The sequence below is a fragment of the Frankia sp. AgB32 genome, from assembly GCF_023243045.1.
Classification (GTDB): domain Bacteria; phylum Actinomycetota; class Actinomycetes; order Frankiales; family Frankiaceae; genus Frankia.
Genome location: NZ_JALKFX010000083.1, coordinates 20,984 through 39,111 on the forward strand (window position 1 = coordinate 20,984; position 18,128 = coordinate 39,111).

The following is an 18,128-nucleotide window of genomic DNA, read 5'->3' on the forward strand; positions in this document are numbered from 1 at the left end:
CGCCCAATAGACCACCCCCCCGGCGCCCCCGGGCCGCCCCCCCCCGGGCCCCGGGGGGGGCCCCCCCCCGCGCCCCCCGGGGGGGGGGGGCCCCCCCCGGCCGCGCCAAGACGACGATGCTGGCTGCCCTGGCCACCGCCGTGACCCAGCAGCGGGGCGGTGAGCAGGACTGGATCCTGTTCAGCGCGGACCCGTCGACGTCCCGGTCCCTTGGGTCGGCCCGCCAGCAGCTTGCCCGGCAACGTTTCCCGGTTCCCACCCAGTACGAGGCCCGGGAGCTGTCCCTGCAGCTGGTCCGGCCCGAACGGCGGCGCTGGATGCGGCGGCTGACGAGGCGCCGTCCTGGTCGCACCGCCATCCAGCTCGTCCTGATGGACGTCAGCGGCCGCATGTACCACCCGGATGTCCTCAACGACGGCCTGGCGGATCCCGACGACGACTCCGTCGACGATCTCGACCCGGCGTACGACGACGGTCCCGCGGGTGACCTGTTCGGCGACGAGCCGGAGGCCGGTGACGCCGTCGAACTGCTCGTCGACCATCTGGCCCGTGCCGACGGGATGGTCTATCTCTTCGACCCCGTCCGGGAGCTGGAGAGCCAGGACTCCTATCTCTATCTGGAGGCCATGCTGGAGCGGGTGCTGCAGCGGGCCGAGCAGCTTGGTCGCCTGCCCGACGGGAAACTTCCCCATTACCTCGCGGTGTGCGTGAACAAGATTGACGACAGGCGGGTGTTCAACCAGGCCTATGACGGCGGATTCCTGTCGGTCGGCGACGACGACGACATGCTTCCGCAGATAACCGGTGAGGACGCGGCCGAGTTCTTCCGGTCCCTGTGTTCCCGGGAGACGGCCGGCGCGCCGGCGGGCAGCGGTCCGCGGGTCCGCGGCAGCATCGAACGCCACTTCCACCCCGGCCGGGTGCGTTACTTCGCCAGCTCGTCCGTCGGCTTCCACGTCGGCCCGAGCGCCCTTTTCCGGATACAGGACTTCGAGAACGTCGACCACAGTGGCGCCAAACCGCGGATCCGCGGGGAACTACGGCCGATCAACGTCCTGGAGCCGTTCCTGTGGCTGGCGGAGTCGATCCGGGCGCGGTCGACGACGTCGGCGCTGGACGATCGGACCCGGCGGTCGTCGCCCGGCGCGGGTCGCGCCGAGGGTGTCCCCGACGCGACGGGCGCGTCATCGCCCATGGTTCCGCCACCGACGATGGTTCCGCCACCGACGATGGTTCCGCCACCGACGATGGTTCCGCCACCGACGATGGTTCCGCCACCGGACATGGTGCCGCCGCGAGCGGACGACGAGGCGGACTCGCCGACCGACGACGTGCCGCAGCCACCGTGGAACAACGACGCGCGGTAGACGCGGCGACCGGACGTAGCCAGAGATGAGCAGCGGCTTCGGGGCGGACGCGCCGGGCGTCCAGGCGGGTTGGGCGGTCTACGGCAAGGCGGCCGGCGCCACCGACGACTACTCCCTGCTTCGGTCGAGCCGTGCGTACTTCAGCCGGGCCGACTACGACGGGATCCTGCGTCGCTTCGTCCCGGGTACGCCACCGCCGCCGTCGCGGCGGCCGGACGCGGCGGGCCTGCCATGGGCCACGGTCAGTTACGCTCCGCTGCGTCCCCGTGCGCAGCGGGCGCCGGCGTCGGCGGGCGTCCCGGACGCCGCCGCGGTCGGGGCGGGCGTTCTGGGCATCGCGCTGTGTGACTGGACAGACCTGGCCGACGCCGCCGGCCGGCCGGTGGCCGAGACGACGTATCTGTGCGCGCCGTTCCCCGCCATCGCCGCCGCCTCCCTCACCTATCAGGACCTCCACCGGGCTCTGCGGCGGGATCGGGGCGTCACCGCCGCCATCGCCGGCGTCGCTGCGGTGGGGCGCGCGGTGACAGGTGGCCAGGGTACGGTGACGCTCGGGCAGCTGCCCGGCCTCGACGTCGACGCGGTCGCGCGACTGCTGGCGGACCGGGAGACCTTCCGGCTCGCCGCCAGGATCGCCGCGTTGCTGCCGTGCCAGCCCGTCGCGCTGTTGGGCGCGCCCGTCGCCAGCCCCCAGCCGATGCTCCTCGATCGGCTCCGCTTCCTCGACGCGGTCGCCGCGTTGCTGCCGTACGGCCAGCGCGCCCGCCTCGTCGTCAGCACCTGGGCGGACTCCGCCAGCGCGCACCGGATCAGGCTCGCCTACACCGACCGGGCCCGTCCCGGGGACGCGGCGGTGTGGCTCACCGGCCCCGACCGGGCGGCGAGCCCGCCGATGCCCCGACCGGCCGCCGAGTACTTCCAGACGCTCCTCGCCCTGAGCGAGAGCCGAGGGTTCGGCGTCGAGCGGATCGTCGAACACCTCGCCGAACCCAGGTATCGGACGGCGCACCGGATCGCCGACCCGCGGCACGCGTTGCTGCGCCTCTCGGATCTGCCCGGGCCGACCTACTTCGCCACCCGGCTGCTGCTGCCGCCCGACCGGTCGGCCGGCGGCCGCGACGACGCACCACCCCGCGTCCCACCCGATCAGGGCACGCTCGACGCCGTCTCGGACGCCGTCGCCGTACTGCGGGCGCAGCGGCCGCGCGGCCGGCTGCTTGCCGGTGCGGCGACGGCCGAGACGGACCAGACGGCGCTCGCCGCCCTGGCCGCCCGCGAAGGCGGCCCGATCGTGGCGCTGGAACTCGTCCGCTGCGCCGTCGAAGACGATCTACGGATCGCGGGCGGCGGCCATCCCCAACCGGGCGGTACCGGTACCGCAGGCGGCACCCTCGCCGGTCCCGTTGCCAGCGTGGTCGTCGCGGCGCACACCGCGGGCTGGCTCGCCTGGCTGACGCGCGTGCCGTCGTTGGCCGCGCCGCTGGTTCCCTTCACCGAACTGCTCGCCGGCCGGCCGCGGCCGGAGGGGATCGGCGCGCTGCTCACCGCCGGCCAACTGGCCTGGGGCGACAGCCGCTACCCGCTGGCACTGGTGCGCCTGGCCAGGCTGGCCGGCCACGCGCGGGCCCTGACCCCGGCTCTGCTGCAATGGCTGACCACCGTCGCGGCGGACCAGGCGTTGTCCCCGGCGCAGCGGGCCGCGTGGGCCGGGGACCTGGGCCGTCAGCCGGTCGGTGACACCGCCGAGGAGGCCGGGCTCGACCTGGTCCGCCTGCTGCTCGGCGCCGGACCCGTCGAACCCCTGCGGGCCAGGATGGCGGGGGTGTACTGGCCCGACTACCGCCGCGCGCTGTTGAACGCGTACAACGAGCTCCTGCGCCGGTACGGTGCTGATCCCCGCGGGTTGACCATGGCCGGGCTGGTGATGGACGGGCTCGCCGCCTCCATCGAGGAGACCGGCTGGCCCGCCGATCCCCGCACCGTCGACGATGCCCTGAAACTGCTGGCCGGGATGGCCGATCGGGTGCACTGGATCTCGCCAGGGCTGCGGGCGATGGTGACCCGCCTGCTGGGCGCCAGCGGCCGGTCCCGTTTCGACCGCTCGACCGAGTCCTGGTGGAACGACCTGCTCCACCTCTACGTCGACGGCCGCAACACCCGCGGCCCGCGCCGGTAGGGCCGCCTGCGGCGGCAGGCAGCGCGCGGCGCGGCGGCGGGTCTGGTCACCACAGGTCGTTGCTGTCGACCTGCTGCGTTTCGTCGGCCGGCGGGTAGCTCTCGGTCGGGGACCGGCTGCCTGCCGAAACCCGGCGATCCGGCTGGGGCGTGGTGTGCGCGGTGGGCTCCCGGTCAGCCGGCGGCCGGTGGTTGGTGACGTCCTCATCGACGGCCGGTGCCTCGGCCGCTGGCTCTGGAACGAGCCGATCGTCGCGTCGCCAGACCCGCGCGACCCGGCTGGGCGGCCGCTCGCGCTCGCGCGGGGGCCACTCTCGCGGCGGCGGGGTGACTCCGTCGACCCCGTTCGAGCCGTGACCTGACCGGCGCTGGTGCGGCGGGAGAACGGTGGGAGCGGGCTCCCACTCGCGGTTCAGGTAGTCAGGGTCGGTCTCGACGTGGTGGAGCTGCTCGCGCTTCCAACGGTCCAGTGCCCGCTCGGCGACCTCGACCTGGTCGCGAACGGTCCGGCGGGCCAGCTCCTCGATCGCCTCGTCCCGCTCGTCCCGCGCGGCCTGGGCCTCCCGCAGGGTGTCCGAGTGAAAGATCATCTGCTCGGCCCGCAGGTGCCGGCTGCGCTGGCGGGAGATCGCCAGATGTTCCTGCTCCTCGGCCTCCAGTCCCTCCTCGTACCTGTTCCTGCGCCCGAGGGACATCAGCAGCTTGAACAGGATGGGCAGGCAGTCTATGGCGGTGACGAAGGCCAGCAGGACGTAGTGCGTCGTCCGCATCGTCGGGTTGTTCCTGGTCAGTTCGCCCAGCGCCTGCATCCGGATCAGCAGCCCGGTGTCGCCGCCGTTCGAGTTCTCGAAAGCCGCCTGCAGCCGGCTGCGCCGGTCCCGCAGCGGGTTCAGTTCCCTGGTGTCGGCGGCCAGTTTGTCGCGCGCGTCCTGAACGGCCTTCGCCCGGGTGGCGGGAAGGTTTTTCCCCGCCTCCAGCCGAGCGTTCTGCAACTGGTTGTTGAGCGGCTTCACATGCAGGTCGAAGTAGGCGGCGGCCTGTTGTTTCAGCTGCTCGGTGCGGAAACCGTCTCCGGGTCGGCCGGAGCCCGTGCCGTCACCGCAGTTGGTGTTCCCGGCCTCCTCGCAGAGGATCTTGCGATTCAGGTCGTTGTAGGTCTTCATCGGATCGATGTCCGGACTCAACGCCTTGAGGAGCTGCTGGACCGTCGGATCGTCCTCGGCCGAGATGGTGCTGCCGCCCGTCTGGATGACCGCGTTCTGCCGGTCCACGTCGGCGGCGAGCTGGTTGATCCTCGCGACGATGGGATTGGCCGGGTCGTTCCAGCTCTGCTGCTGGCCGGTCGCGTCGCGCGCCTGGATCAGGGCGACCTGCTGGGAGATCTCCGGCTGGAAGATGCGCAGCACGAAGGGCGTCGACACGACCACGCCGATGAGGATCGCGAGGCCGGCGCGCGGCAGCAGCAGCCAGCGATTGCTGCGGCTCGCGGTGGCCAGCAGCCACCGGTCCAGCCCCATGATCGCCATGCCCCACAGAAAACCGGCGACGACGCAGGCCGCGATGGGCAGCTTCAGACCCATCCGTAGCGCGAACCCGCCGGAGATCGCCGCCATCGACGAGGTGATGAACACCGAGCTGCCCAGACCGACGTATTTCGGCCGGTCCGCCGGAAACCGCTGGAGAACCTCGACATTTGCGGTGGACAGCCACACCATGAACCGCCCCGCCGCGCTGAACGGCGACCGGAAGAACTGGCCGGCAGCCATCAGCACCCCCCGGACCCATCGCATTCCTAGACCCCCCGTACCCGCTGACCGCCGTCGTCCCCCGCCGGCGCCGACCGTTCTTGCTCCGGCCTCGACGAAGGTCGAGGCCGGAGGCCACTCTCAGGAATGTTCGGCCGACCGGTCGAAGGCGCTGGCGCGGCCGTGGCCCGGGCGCCTGGATTGCCCACAGGAATCGCTCGTCGGCTGTGTTCGGCTGGTCGTGACCGCCGTGGCCATCCGTGAGGATTTACCGCGCGGCGCGGCGCGTGGCCGATGCGTTTCGCCGCCGCCGGCCATGACACGTGCCCCCCCACTTGTGGGTCACCGCTTCCCGCGGCGGCGACAGGAAAACAGAATACCCCTGCCGCGACCTGATTTGACGCCGTCCACCGCCGGGCCGCTTCGACCGCTGGTGGCGGCGGCCCGCGTCAGGTGGCCGTCGGTTGCGGGTCAGTCGAACGTCCGTCGTACCCCGGCCCGGGGCGGGGTGGTCGAGTGCGTCTCGACGGTCTGCCGCCGGGCAGCGGCCCCACGTCCGCGGCCAGCCCGGGGAGAGATGACCGCGGACGTGGCGCCCGATGGGCGTTCAGCCGGCCTTCGCGGCTTTCAGTTCCTGGGTCGGGAACGATTCCGCGCTCGGACCGTCGGGGGCCACGGTGGCCAGGTTCAGTGCCCACACGATCGGGTCGTCCCCGGCGGGCTCGCTGTTCGAGCCGTCGCCGTCCGGCGCCCCTTCGTCGGAATCGTCGGCGTCCGCCAGGTCGGCGTCCCTGGTGAAATCGGCGATGAAGAACAACACGTCGGCCCCATGGGGGACGTTGACGACGGTGATCGACCGACCGAGTTTCTGTTCACGCTCGTCGAACTCGGCGAGAATGTGGTCCAGTCCGGCCTGCGCGATATCCGGGAGGGCCGCACTGATGATGGTGAGGTACTGGTCCACGGTGCTCGCCCGGCCCTGTGGCCAGAAGTTGTTGACGAGCTTGATGTCGGCGTCCGCCCAGGTGAAATAGGTGTAGCAGTGTCGCTGGCAGGTGTGCCTGAGTGCGGCCGAATCCATGGTGACCTGGACGATGTGCTTCCTGCCTTCCCGGTCGGTGAGGTCGTAGCGTTCCCTGATCGGCAGCCTCGCGCCGAGCGCACCGAACTCGTTCGCGGGATCCGGGATCGGGGTCGGCCGGTTGACGTACCACGCCCGCGCGCGCTCCTGGCCGGGGAAATAACGTAGTCGCTTGCGTTGGAACGCAGGGACGACGACCCTCGGCCCTTCCTGGGGCGTGATCGTCTTGGTGCCCTCGATCCACTGCTCGACGCGGGGTGGGGCGAGGATCCCGTCCCTGCCGCGGGCCTGGAGGTCGGCCTTGTAAACGGCCTGCGCCTTGATCAGGTGGTCCCGCAGGGTTTTCCAGTCCTGCGCGGACAGGCCGGTGGGCCTCGCCCCGGCGAGTTTCGGCAGGAAGAGATCCTCCATCTTCTTGAGAATCGCGCTCTCCGCCGAAAGGATGCGTCTTCCGTCGCCTTCTGGTGACGGCTCGCTGTTCGGGTCGAAACTGGCTCCTGGGTTCTCCAGAATTTCGGCCGGCCCGATTTCCAGGTTGACGGGAAGGTTCCACAGAATCTTGGTGACGTCCGGGGTAAGGCTCAGGAGCTCACGGGTGGTGCAGTTCTGGACTGCCTCCCAGAACTGCTTCGCCGCGCCAACTGTATTGGGGTCGATTTTCCGTCTATCCTCCTTCGTGCCACCCGGATTCATGGCCGAGGTCAGCGCGCGGCCGAGTAGATCCAAGGTGTCCTTGGAAATTTTGTGGTGGGTCGCGCCGGTGCCCCAGTTCTTCATCGGACCGGTGCGGACGACATTTGTTGGCAGCAGCGCCTGTCGTGCTCTCGTGATCGGTGCGAGGTCCCAGTTGGCATGTTTCGGCATGATTCCCCCCAAGTCGCAGTTTTACGGTGGTGCATCGTCGTACCGGTGCCAGGCGGTTCGGCTTGCTTCTCGGTCAGGCCTGCGCTCTGCGTGACCAGATGTCGGCATATGCGGAGTTCGTCGCTGGAGCTCCCGCTGTACGAGGCCGCCCCGGGCGGCTCGATCTTCTGTCGCCGCCGACGGGCCGCGGCGCCGCACAGCGATGAAGGCACGTCTCCGCGTGGTCACGCTCGGAGTCAGCGACCTCGAACGTTCCCTGGCGTTCTACCGCGACGGCCTGGGCCTGTCCTCGACCGGTGTCCTCGGCACCGAGTTCCCGGGCAGCGAGACGGAACCGGCGGGCGCGACCGCGATGTTCACCCTGGACGACGGGCTGATCCTGTCCCGCTGCCTTCGGTCGGAGCTGGCGAAGGACGCGGGCGTGGACGCCAGGCGGGTCGCTGGGTCCGGGGTGAGCCTGGGCCACACGGTGGAGCGACCCCGACGGTCATCTGTGGGAGGTCGTGTACTTTTTGCCGGGCAAAGGACCGGAAGCAGGCAACCCGGCGCGGGCCCAGAGTGGTTCAGTCTTTTCTGGTGCGACGTCAGGACCCGTGGAGCAGGCGCAGGTCCGTCGCCTGCCGGAGCCAGCTGGGATATTCGGTCATCATCGACTCGTAGAGCTGCTCGTCGGAGAGTTCCGCCGGGTCGCTGACGGAGAAGAAGCTGGCATTGTCGAGATAGCGGCCGCCCATCTCGTCGAGTTCCTCCAGGAAGGAGAAGTCCATCGAGATCGCGGCCGCGAGGCGGGCCATGAAGCCGCCGCAGCCGGCCCCGGACGGGCTCTTCGGGTGCGCGGATGACGGGGCGCCGTCGGGGCGACGGGTCTTGCCGATCGCCATGAACTGCCAGAACAGCGGCTCGTACGAGGACCAGGCGACCTGGTCACGCGTGCCCTTCCGATCGCTGGTGTGGCCGTCGGTGACAAACATGACATAGACCGGCCGGTTGTCCGGACGGGGGGAGGTTTGCTTTCCGCCGCGGCCGTCGGGAAAATAGTGCCGGCGAACCGCTTTCATCGCCTTGTTGTAATGCGTGCCGTTCTCCAGGCGTCGACGGCGGACGAGTCCCTCGACCCAGCCGTGATAGTTGCGCAGGTCTATCGGGCCTCGTCGTGCCCGTCCGTGCCGAAGGAGCCTGGTCATCGAAGCCGAGATGTCGAGGCACAGCGCCACCCGGGCCCGATGATCACCAAGTCCGTGTGCGTCCAGGGAAACGCCTGCCTGTTTGGCCAGGTTCACCATCGAGGGCGGTTGCGCGGCGAGCTGCTTCCTCAGCCGGACGGCCTTCGTCGTGTTGACCTTCGGCGCCGGTACCGGCGATGTGACCGGTGGCGCAGGAACGGCCTGCGGCGCCGCGGGCTGGGAAGCCATGGGTCGCCCGGGCTCGTCGTCCACGGAGATGCCGTAGTCGGTTGCCAGGCCGGCGAGGCCCGTCGCCCATCCCTGGCCGACAGCGCGGAACTTCCATGCTCCGGCGCGCCGGTAGAACTCCCCGAGAACGAACGCCGTCTCCACCGTGGCAGTGGCGATGTCGACCCGCAGAAGCTCGTTGCCCCCGTCGTCAAGCGCGCGCAGGGCGAGGCCGGTGATCAGCCCGAACCGGGCGCCGTCGGCCGAGGTCACCAGCGCGACCGTCGCGATCTGCGGCACGATCCGATCCAGGTTGACCTCGACCGAATCCGCGCGGGCGGTGCGGCCGAGGTGCCGGACCGACCCGTCGACCGAGGCCGGCTGGTTGTAGAAGACGAAGTCGGCGGCGTCGCGCACCTTCCCTGCCTCGGTGAGCAGCAGTGCGCAGCCGTCGAGAGCAGGCCCGGACACCGACTCGAACATGACCCGGACCCGTGAGACTCCGGACGGAACCGGTGCGTTGGCGCCTCTCGACAAGGAGATCGTCACGGTGGTGCATGGTAGTCCCCGCCCGCGACCCCTCTGGTGGTCGTCGGACTACCCGGTCAGGCGGGCTGCCACAGCTCGATCCGGTTGCCTTCGGGATCGGTGACCCAGCCGAACCGGCCGACGCCGTCCATGTCCTGGGTCTTGTCAGCCACGTCCGCGCCTTTGGCGTGCAGTTGCGTGAGCATCGCGGCCAGGTCACGGACCCGGAAGTTCAGCATGGACTGCTGGGTGCGGGACCCGAAGTAGTCCGTCTCGGACTCGAACGGCGCGAACACCGTCGGTCCGGCTCCCTGCTGCCACACACCGGTCTCGTCGGCGTCCAGACCCAGGCAGTCGCGGTACCACGCGCCCAGGGCCACCGGGTCGGCGGCTCGCAGGAAGTATCCGCCGATTCCCAGCACCCGTTCCATGCGGCCATCCTGCCAGGACGGCGATCGGCGGGCCGGCAACGCGCCGCCGATCGCCCTGGTCAGTTCGGGATGGTCGTCCAGAAGGCGCAGTTGTGGTCGACGGCGAGGTCGACCGTTCTGATCTCGGTGGGGTTCAGCTGCAGGCCCCCAGCCGGTAGTTCAGGGTCACGACGATCACATGCCCCCGGGACGCGAGCCGGGCGGCGTCGTGGGACGAGCCGGAGCCGCTGGTGGGTCACGTCTGCGGCCTGAAGGGCCTGTGGTCCGGCCGCGCGGGCGGGAAGTCGGTCATCGGCCTGGTCTGGCGGCTCGGGTACGCGATGGAGCCGGACTGGCCGACGGAGGAGGGCTACGTCGTCGAGGTCGACGGCGAACCGTCGGTGCGCTCGAAGTTCGGCATGCCGAAGTCCACCTCGGCGGTGCCGTACTGGACCACGACACGCCCCGCGCCGCCCAGCCAGCCGGCGGGAGCACGCCGCGTCGGCGGCTCAGGGGGTGGCGCGGGGAGTGAGGTGCAGGGGCAGGGCGGTGAGGCCTCGGACGATGCTCTGCGGCAGGTAGGTCGGCGTGCCCGCGGGCAGCGTGAGTTCGCGGGTGCGCACGAGCAACAGCCGAAAGATGATCTCCGCCTCCATCCTGGCCAGCGGAGCGCCCAGGCAGTAGTGGATGCCCAGGCCGAAGGTGTGATGACGGGCCGCGGGGGCGGGACCGGCGTAGCGGGTGACGAGGAACCGGTCGGGCTCCGCGAAGACCTCCGGGTCGCGGTTCGCCGATCCGGTGACGACGAGCAGGCCCTCGCCGCGGCGGAACGTCCGCCCGCCGAGTTCGGTGTCCGTCAGCACCGTGCGGGGGATGAACTGCACCGGCGGGTCGTAGCGCAGCATCTCCTCGACCGCCGCCGGCACGAGGCTCGGATCGGCACGCAGGAGGGCCTGCTGGTCGGGGTGCTGCGCGAGGGCGCGAATGCCGCCGCTGATGAGGTTGACCGTGGTCTCCAGGCCGGCGACCAGCAGGACGGCGCAGAGCGCGAGGACTTCGCTCCCGGTCAGCGCCTCCTCCTCGAGGTGCACCGTCACGAGCTGGCTGACCAGGTCGTCGCCCGGCGCCGCCCGCAGCCTGACGATCAGCTGGCGGAAGTAGTCGTCCAGTTCCCGGGCGGCGCGGCGCCGCGCGTCGATCTCCGCCGGCGTCAGGAGGAAATCGGGGTCGATGCCACGAAGCAGGGCCCCCGCCCAGGCGCTGAAGCTCTGCTCGTCGGCGCCGGGCACGCCAAGCAGACGGCAGATCATCCGTAGCGGTATGGGCCGGGCGAGGGCCTCGACCGCGTCGACGTCCCCCGCCGCCAGGGCCGCGTCCAGCAGCTCGTTCGCGTAGACGGTGATGTCGGGGGCGAGGCCGGCGACGACGGTGGGGGTGAACGCCCGGCTGACCAGCCGGCGGAGCCGGGTGTGGTCCGGCGGGTCGGTCCGCAGCAGCGATTCCAGACCGTCGTCCGAGTCGCCGTCCGGACGGAACGGGCTGATCTTCTCCTTGTACCCGTGGCCGAAGGCGGGATCCGCCAGCACGGTGCCGGCGTCACCGTGCCGGCTGACGAGGGTGATTCGGCTGGCGCCCAGGTCGGTGCCGGCGAGCGGGTCGCTCTCCCGGATCGCCCGGTAGGTCGGGTAGGGATCAGGTCCGCGCGCGGCGGCGAAGGCCGCCAGGACCGGCGAGTTCGCGCTGCCGGTCGGCTTCGGCGTCGGGGCGGTGACGGCCACTCGCAACTCCTCGGTGGGGAGTACGCGTTCTCGGGGGTAGTCACACGAGTACCCGTGGACCACCCCCGAGCGGAGGTCGTATTGCGCCTTCCGATCGAACGATCCGCCCCGGCGTCGCCGCCGGGGCGCCTTCTACCGCGGCTGTCGGTTCACCGCGCGACGAAGTTGAGCAGCTTGTCGGGGATGAACACGACCTTGACGATCTTCTTGTCGCCGAGGGCCTGCGCGACGGCGTGCGAGGTGCGCGCCGCCTGTTCGACCGTCGCCTGGTCCGCGCCGACGGCGACGGTGACCCGGTCCCGGACCTTGCCGTTGACCTGGCAGACCACCGACAGCGTCTCGGAGCGCAGCAGCTCGGGATCGGCGACCGGCCACGGCGTGTCCCAGACCCGCGTGCCGGTCAGCAGCTCGTAGATCTCGGCCGAGGTGTGCGGGGCGAACGGGAAGAGCAGCGAGGCGCCGGCGGCGACGGCGTCGCGCAGCGCGGCACGGCCCGCGCCCTCCCGCTCCGCCCTGGTGATCGAGTTCGACAGCTCCATCACGGTCGCGATCGCGATGTTGAACGCGAACTTCTGGGTCATGCTGTCGGTGACCCGCACGATCGACGCGGCGACCTTGCGCGCGAGATCGGTGTTGACCGTGGCGTCGCCTTCGGGCTCCGGCGTTGTCTCGTCGGGCGCCAGGGAGTGGCCGAGGCGCAGCAGGCGAACCAGGAAGCGGTAGACGCCCTCGATGCCGTCGTCGGACCAGTCGGCGCCCATGTCGGGCGGGCCCATGAACAGGACGTAGCACCGGGCCGTGTCGGCACCGTAGCGGCGGATGAGCTCCGTCGGGGAGACCACGTTCCCCCGCGACTTGGACATCTTCGCGCCGTCCTTGGTGATCATTCCCTGCGTGAAGAGCTTGGCGAACGGCTCCTCGACGGGAACGTGCCCCAGGTCGAACAGCACCCGGCAGAGGAACCGGGCGTACATCAGGTGCAGGATCGCGTGCTCGATGCCGCCGATGTACTGGTCGACCGGCATCCATTCGCGCAGCGCGTCGATGTCGAACGCCTCGGCGTCGTTGCGCGGATCGCAGTAGCGCAGGAAGTACCAGGACGAGTCGACGAAGGTGTCCATCGTGTCGGTCTCGCGCCGCGCCGGGCCGGCGCAGGACGGGCACGTCGTCGTGACCCAGTCGGTGGCCGCCGCCAGCGGGGACTTGCCCTTCGGCGCGTAGTCCTCGACGTCGGGCAGCACGACCGGCAACTGGTCCTCGGGCACGGGGACCGCGCCGCAGGTGTCGCAGTAGACGATCGGGATCGGGCAGCCCCAGTAGCGCTGCCGGGACAGCAGCCAGTCCCGCAGCTTGTAGCTGACGGTGGGCCGCCCGAGGTCACGCTCGGCCACGCGGTCGACGATCGCCCGGCCGCCCGCCTCGGTGCTCTGGCCGTCGAACTCGCCGGAGCCGACCAGCACGCCGCCGCCGGTGTAGGGCAGCTCGTCGGCCTCCGTGTCGCCCGCGGGGGCGATGACCTGGCGCACCGGCAGGCCGTGCTCCACGGCGAAGGCGTAGTCGCGTTCGTCGTGCGCGGGCACCGCCATGATGGCGCCGGTGCCGTACTCCATCAGGACGTAGTCCGCGACATAGACGGGCACCGCGTCGCCGGTCGCGGGATTGACGACGTGGCGGCCGGTGAAAACCCCGGTCTTCGGTTTGTTCGCGGCGCCGCGGACGTCCTTGGACTGCCGGGCGGAGGCGTTTATGTAATCCCGGACGGCGGTTTCCTGGGGCGTTTCCGCGACCAGGCGGAGAAGGTCCGGGTGCTCCGGGGCCAGCACGACGAACGTCGCGCCGTACAGCGTGTCGGGCCGCGTCGTGAACACCCGGAAGGACAGGTCGGGGAGTTCCGTGCTGGCGAAGACGAGCTCGGCGCCGGTAGACCGCCCGATCCAGTTCCGCTGCATCGTCTTGACGTGCTCGGGCCATTCGATGGTTTCCAGCCCGGACAGCAACTGCTCGGCGTACTGCGTGATCCCGAAGAACCACTGCTCGAGCTGGCGGGCCTCGACCTCGGACCCGCAGCGCTCGCAGCGACCGTTGACCACCTGCTCGTTCGCGAGCACGGTCGCGTCCTGCGGGCACCAGTTGACGGCGGCGTTCTTGCGGTACGCCAGCCCCTTGCGGTAGAGCTGGAGGAAGATCCACTGGGTCCAGCGGTAGTAGCTCGGCTGGTAGGTCGCGATCTCCCGCGACCAGTCGATGGAGATTCCCCACTCGCGGAACTGCCGGGCGAAGGATGCGATCGACTCGGCGGTGGACACCCGCGGATGCCTACCCGTGCGGATGGCGTGGTTCTCGGCCGGCAGGCCGAAGGCGTCATAGCCCATCGGGTGCAGAACACGGCGCCCGTTACGACGCAGGAAATGGGCCACCGCATCCCCGACGGCATAGTTCTTGAGATGGCCGATGTGCGGCTCGCCGCTGGTGTACGGCAGCATCTCGAGAACGTACGCGCGATCGCCGGCAAGGCTCAGGTCGTTCGACACCTGCCACGTCTTCTCGCGCTGCCAGATGTCCTGCCATTTGCGGTCGATCTCGCGGAAATCGGGGGTGTTCATGCCGGTTACCTGTCGTCGATGAGGTGCGATGGCCCTACCGTCTCGGAGTCTATCCCCGGGACTTGGGCGTCCCGGCCGCCCGGGACGCCGCCCGCGCTCCGTCGTTCCGACCGCCCGACCCGGCCGCCGTGCCGGGCGGCGGCCGTTGCGGCCATGGGCTTTCCGCCCTGGCAGCAGGTCGGGAGGTCAGGTGATGGCGGCTCTGGCCACCATGGTCACCGGCCCCAGCGTGGAGGTGGGGCGCGGCGGTTCGACCGCCGCGTCCCGCCGGTGGCACACCACCCTCCGACGGCCCCCACCGCCGCTGGCGCGCGCTGGCGAACGCCGGCCTGGTCGCGCGCCGCGCCGCGGAGAATGCTCGCCTCCGCCTTGGCGGGGAGGCCGTTTAATGGCGGACACGGGTGTGTGGCGACATTGTTCTGATCGTCATCGTGATACAATCCCAGGAACTGTTGGTCGATACGTTTCATAAACCCGGAATGGTTACCTTGCCGATGGCCCGCCCGAGTGATTGCCATGCTTGACCGCGCGGAGATCGACGCGCTCTTCCCGAGTGACCTGCCCGAGGTCGCGTACTGGGAGCAGCGGTACCCGCCGCGCCAGCTTCCGGCGGACGTGGCGGTCACGCGCTTCTGCCCGAGCCCGACCGGGTCGCTGCACCTGGGCGGCGTGTTCGTCGCCCTGCTCGACCGCGCGCTGGCCCGGCAGTCCGGCGGCGTCTACCTGGTCCGCGTCGAGGACACCGACCAGGAGCGCGAGGTGGCCGGCGCCGCCCGCGAGTTCGACCGGGCCTTCGAGCACTTCGGCCTGACGCCGGACGAGGCGGCGGGTATCGGCGCGTACGGTCCGTACCTGCAGTCCGAGCGGGCCCAGATCTACCTGTCCCACGTGCGGGAACTGTTGCGCGTGGGCCGGGCGTACCCGTGCTTCGCCACGAAGGAGGAGCTGACGGCCCTCACGGACGAGCAGCGGGTCGGCAAGGTCCCGACGGGGTACTACGGCCGCTGGGCGCCGTGGCGGGACGCCGCCGCCGAGCTTGTCCGCGCCCGCCTCGCCGCCGGCGAGCCCTACGTCGTGCGTTTCCGCTCGCCTGGCGACGCCGCCGGCCGGGTCAGCTACACCGACGTCATCCGCGGCACGATCACCGCCGACGACAACCGCAACGACGTCGTCATTCTGAAAAGCTCCGCGAACACACTGCGGCTGCCGACCTATCATTTCGCGCACGCCGTCGACGACCATCTCATGCGGGTGAGCCTGGTGGTCCGCGGGGATGAATGGATTTCGTCGGTCCCCGTGCATCTGCAGCTTTTCGACGCCCTCGGTTTCGAGCGGATTCCGTACGCCCATGTCGCGCCGCTGATGAAGCAGGACGGCAAGGCGAAGCGCAAGCTCTCGAAGCGCAAGGACCCGGAGGCGGCGATCGAGTACTACATCGCCGGCGGCTACCCGACGGACGCGGTGCTCTACTACCTGCGTGGCCTGGCGAACGGCCGGCTCGCGGAACTCCCGCTCGACCAGGCGCTGGCCGAGCCGCTGCGGCTGGCGGACTGCGGTGTCGCGGGCCCGCTCGTCGACCTCGTCCGGCTGGAGGACATCGCCGCCGACCTGATCGCGACGATGAGCAACGAGTCGATTCTCGCCGCGGTGCTGGACTGGGCCGAGGTCTACGACGCCGAACTCGCTTCGGCCGTCGAGGCGAACCGGGAGCGCGCGCTGCGGGCGCTCGACATCGAACGGGTCGGCGTCGCGAACCCGCGCAAGGACCTGCGCAAGTGGTCCGACTTCCGCCAGGTCTACGGTTACTTCCTGCCGGAGCTGTTCGAGCTGGTCGGCGATCCGACCGACCCTCGGCTCGGCGGCCTGCCCGCCGAGGTGGTCCGGGCGCTCGCGACCGATTTCCTGGCGGGCTACCAGCATGTCAACGACGGCGACGCCTGGTTCGAGCAGATCCGCGCCGCCGCGACGACGAACCGCTTCGCCGGCAGCCCCAAGGAGTACAAAGCCGACAAGGAGGCCTTCGTCGGGTCGACGAAGGAGGCCGCGCAGGTCTTCCGGGTCCTGCTCACCGGCTCGAACCGCAGCCCCGCCTTCCACCTGGTGACCCAGGCCCTGGGTGAACCCGAAACCCGCCGCCGCATCGGCGCCGTCCTCGGCTCCTGATCCGGCGGCCGGTGGGCAGCCGGCTGCCCACCGGCGAGCGGGCGGGGCGACTCGTGGGATGCGGGCCGCCCTGGGCGGCCCAGCCTGTGACGCGCTGATCGCCTTCACCGCGGCGGAGCACGAGGCGACCCTGATGAGCCTCGACCAGCGAGCCACCGCCACCTACGAGGCCATCGGCGTAACCGTGGAGCAGCTCACTTCCTGACCGGCCTCCCCGCCGGCCTGGGCGGTTCCGGAGGTCTGAGGCTTTCCTTCCGACAGACTCCGGGTCGGCCGCCGGCTCCATCCCCGCCCGGCAGCGCCGCGCGGCCTGAACCGCGCTGGAAGGGCACGGCGAGCTGGCCGAGCCAGCTCGCCGGCAGCGTCTCCCCGATGCCGTAGGACGAGGGCATCCGGCGAGGGAGATAGCCGGTGCGGAACAACCGGTCCCACACGGAGAGGATCGCCCCGTAGTTGCGGTTGACGGCCGCCGGCTCGTCGGCATGGTGCCAGTGGTGGAAGGCCGGCGTGACGAACACGGCGCTCAGCGGGCGCAGCGTGATCCGGGTGTTGGCATGGGCCAGGAACGGAAAGTAGAACTGGAACGCCATGAAGGCCGCGGAGAACGTCAGGTTGAAGCCGATCGCATAGACCGGTACCACGGTGACGACCAGGTTGATGATCTGGTCCAGCGGGTGGCCGCGACTGGTGGACAGCCAGTCCAGCTCGGTACTCGAATGGTGCACCTTGTGCAGCCGCCACAGCGGCCCGACCTCGTGCAGCGCCCGGTGACCGGCGTAGTTCGCCAGGTCGGCGACCAGAACCAGGACGACGAACTGCAGCCAGCCCGGCCGAGCGAGCACGGCGTCGCGCAGCCCCGCGGGGAAGATCCGGTGCGCGGCGGGCCCGAGTACCGAGAGCGCCACCGTCACCACGATCGTGATCGGCAGGCGGTTGGCGAAGCTGTGCGCCACGTCGACCGCCCAGTCCGGGCGGGACGACCGCCGGACCAGCGGGATCAGCTGCTCGAGCGGGATGAACACCAGCGCGCAGACCACGAAGCCGAACACCAGCTGCGGGCGCTCCAGCACGCCGACGGCCACCGCGGCGACGGTGATCAGACCCGTGACCACCTGCGGGACGACGCTGCGCCCCCGTGCTGGCGACGACGGTAGCGGCGACAGGGCGGTCACCACCGCCTCCTCTCGGAAATCCGGCCGTTCGTCGGCCAGGGCAGGGGGGCGTCCCGCCGCTCCCGGCCGCGCCGGTGGGTGCGTTCGCCGACCCGGCCCACGCACCCACCGGCAACCCCGGAGAAGACGGGGTGGGGGAACTACTTGGTGAGCGGGCTGACCACGATCGGTCCGCCCTTGATCGGGCCGCCGGTCCCGCCGCCGATCGGCATCACGCCGGCGTCCGAGGACGAGCCGCGGAACCAGTCCGGGTGGGTGATCGACAGGGTGCCGCCGGCGAGACCGACAGCGAGCATCGCGACGAGCAGCAGCCGGCCCACGGAGTTCTGGAAAAAGGTCTGCACCGCAGCCATGAGTATTCCCTTCATGCCTGGCATGAGCACCTTGGGGAGACACCCCGGAAAGGCGCTGATGTCAACCGAGATATCGCGGCGGACTTTTTCCGCCGCTACGTGGCCGGCAAGTCTCCGTTGCCCGGAATCTCGCCGAACGAAGAGAAGGCTAACTCATCGTAAGTCATCGAGCGACGGCTGTCGTCCACCGGACATCAAACGTTCACGGCGAAAGTCGACCGCTCTGGCGATCAGTGTTCTCCCGCCTTTGGCGCAGGCTGGCGCCGGCACCCCTTTCCTGCTGCTCGGGACGGCGAATGGGCAGGTCGAGCCTGCTTTTCGAGTATGTCGCGCGCGGACGGCGCACGATTTTCTTAAGAGAACATGAATCCCGGGACGCCCGGACGTTCAGCCCGTCGCGGCCGCGGGGCCGGCCGCGGCGGCTGGCCGCATTGCCCCCAGCTCCGCCCGGGCCGCCGGGGCCCCCGCGCCCCCTGCCCGGGGGAGCACCGCCGCGGG

Annotated in this window: 12 protein-coding genes and 1 pseudogene; 4 read left to right on the top strand and 9 right to left on the bottom strand. The window is 70.6% G+C overall.

Annotated elements, in window-relative coordinates; genetic code table 11:
- On the top strand, positions 1-1,367 hold a 1,367-nt coding region (locus MXD60_RS20300), incomplete at its 5' end, for a hypothetical protein (RefSeq protein ID WP_248820913.1).
- 25 nt (positions 1,368-1,392) lie between these two features.
- A complete protein-coding gene (locus MXD60_RS20305) occupies positions 1,393-3,543 on the top strand; it encodes a hypothetical protein (protein ID WP_248820914.1) in 2,151 nt (716 codons plus the stop codon).
- Between the two features lie 46 nt (positions 3,544-3,589).
- On the opposite strand, the gene MXD60_RS20310 is transcribed toward MXD60_RS20305, so the two are convergent.
- The 7 genes and pseudogenes from MXD60_RS20310 to leuS form a co-directional block, all read right to left on the bottom strand.
- Positions 3,590-5,308: a DUF4407 domain-containing protein gene (locus MXD60_RS20310; RefSeq protein WP_248820915.1), complete on the bottom strand. Its 1,719-nt coding sequence runs from the start codon at positions 5,306-5,308 to the stop codon at positions 3,590-3,592.
- Between the two features lie 586 nt (positions 5,309-5,894).
- Positions 5,895-7,232, bottom strand: a complete 1,338-nt coding sequence (locus MXD60_RS20315; protein WP_248820916.1) for a hypothetical protein — start codon at positions 7,230-7,232, stop codon at positions 5,895-5,897.
- Between the two features lie 584 nt (positions 7,233-7,816).
- The gene (locus tag MXD60_RS20320) at positions 7,817-9,172 is read right to left on the bottom strand and encodes a TerD family protein (protein WP_248820917.1); all 1,356 of its coding nucleotides are present in this window, start codon (positions 9,170-9,172) and stop codon (positions 7,817-7,819) included.
- A 56-nt stretch (positions 9,173-9,228) separates the two neighbouring features.
- Positions 9,229-9,582, bottom strand: coding sequence for a VOC family protein (locus MXD60_RS20325; protein ID WP_248820918.1), 354 nt, complete (start codon positions 9,580-9,582; stop codon positions 9,229-9,231).
- Between the two features lie 133 nt (positions 9,583-9,715).
- Positions 9,716-9,799, bottom strand: a pseudogene (locus MXD60_RS28950) (hypothetical protein); the annotation flags it as partial.
- 271 nt (positions 9,800-10,070) lie between these two features.
- Positions 10,071-11,339 carry a cytochrome P450 gene (locus MXD60_RS20330; RefSeq protein ID WP_248820919.1) on the bottom strand — a complete coding sequence of 423 codons (1,269 nt, stop codon included), beginning with the start codon at positions 11,337-11,339 and terminating at the stop codon, positions 10,071-10,073.
- Between the two features lie 149 nt (positions 11,340-11,488).
- The gene (gene leuS / locus MXD60_RS20335; RefSeq protein ID WP_248820920.1) at positions 11,489-13,942 is read right to left on the bottom strand and encodes a leucine--tRNA ligase; all 2,454 of its coding nucleotides are present in this window, start codon (positions 13,940-13,942) and stop codon (positions 11,489-11,491) included.
- A gap of 516 nt (positions 13,943-14,458) precedes the next feature.
- Between leuS and MXD60_RS20340 the strand changes: the two genes are divergently transcribed.
- Positions 14,459-16,105, top strand: a complete 1,647-nt coding sequence (locus MXD60_RS20340; RefSeq protein WP_248820921.1) for a glutamate--tRNA ligase — start codon at positions 14,459-14,461, stop codon at positions 16,103-16,105.
- A gap of 58 nt (positions 16,106-16,163) precedes the next feature.
- Entirely contained in the window at positions 16,164-16,310 is a 147-nt protein-coding gene (locus MXD60_RS20345; protein WP_248820922.1) for a PIN domain-containing protein, read from the top strand.
- Here MXD60_RS20345 and MXD60_RS20350 read toward each other — a convergent pair.
- On the bottom strand, positions 16,300-17,277 hold the full coding sequence (locus tag MXD60_RS20350; protein WP_248820923.1) for a sterol desaturase family protein: 978 nt from the start codon (positions 17,275-17,277) through the stop codon (positions 16,300-16,302). The genes MXD60_RS20345 and MXD60_RS20350 overlap by 11 nt on opposite strands.
- A 140-nt stretch (positions 17,278-17,417) precedes the next feature.
- Positions 17,418-17,630, bottom strand: coding sequence for a hypothetical protein (locus tag MXD60_RS20355; protein WP_248820924.1), 213 nt, complete (start codon positions 17,628-17,630; stop codon positions 17,418-17,420).
- Positions 17,631-18,128 lie beyond the last annotated feature (498 nt).

Bases quoted from the DNA above. Each gene is read 5' to 3' on its own strand.
- MXD60_RS20340 (WP_248820921.1), top strand. From the start codon at position 14,459: ATGCTTGACCGCGCGGAGATCGACGCGCTCTTCCCGAGTGACCTGCCC.
- leuS (WP_248820920.1), bottom strand. From the start codon at position 13,942: ATGAACACCCCCGATTTCCGCGAGATCGACCGCAAATGGCAGGACATC.
- MXD60_RS20355 (WP_248820924.1), bottom strand. From the start codon at position 17,630: ATGGCTGCGGTGCAGACCTTTTTCCAGAACTCCGTGGGCCGGCTGCTG.
- MXD60_RS20345 (WP_248820922.1), top strand. From the start codon at position 16,164: ATGCGGGCCGCCCTGGGCGGCCCAGCCTGTGACGCGCTGATCGCCTTC.
- MXD60_RS20325 (WP_248820918.1), bottom strand. From the start codon at position 9,582: ATGGAACGGGTGCTGGGAATCGGCGGATACTTCCTGCGAGCCGCCGAC.
- MXD60_RS20315 (WP_248820916.1), bottom strand. From the start codon at position 7,232: ATGCCGAAACATGCCAACTGGGACCTCGCACCGATCACGAGAGCACGA.
- MXD60_RS20305 (WP_248820914.1), top strand. From the start codon at position 1,393: ATGAGCAGCGGCTTCGGGGCGGACGCGCCGGGCGTCCAGGCGGGTTGG.
- MXD60_RS20310 (WP_248820915.1), bottom strand. From the start codon at position 5,308: ATGGCTGCCGGCCAGTTCTTCCGGTCGCCGTTCAGCGCGGCGGGGCGG.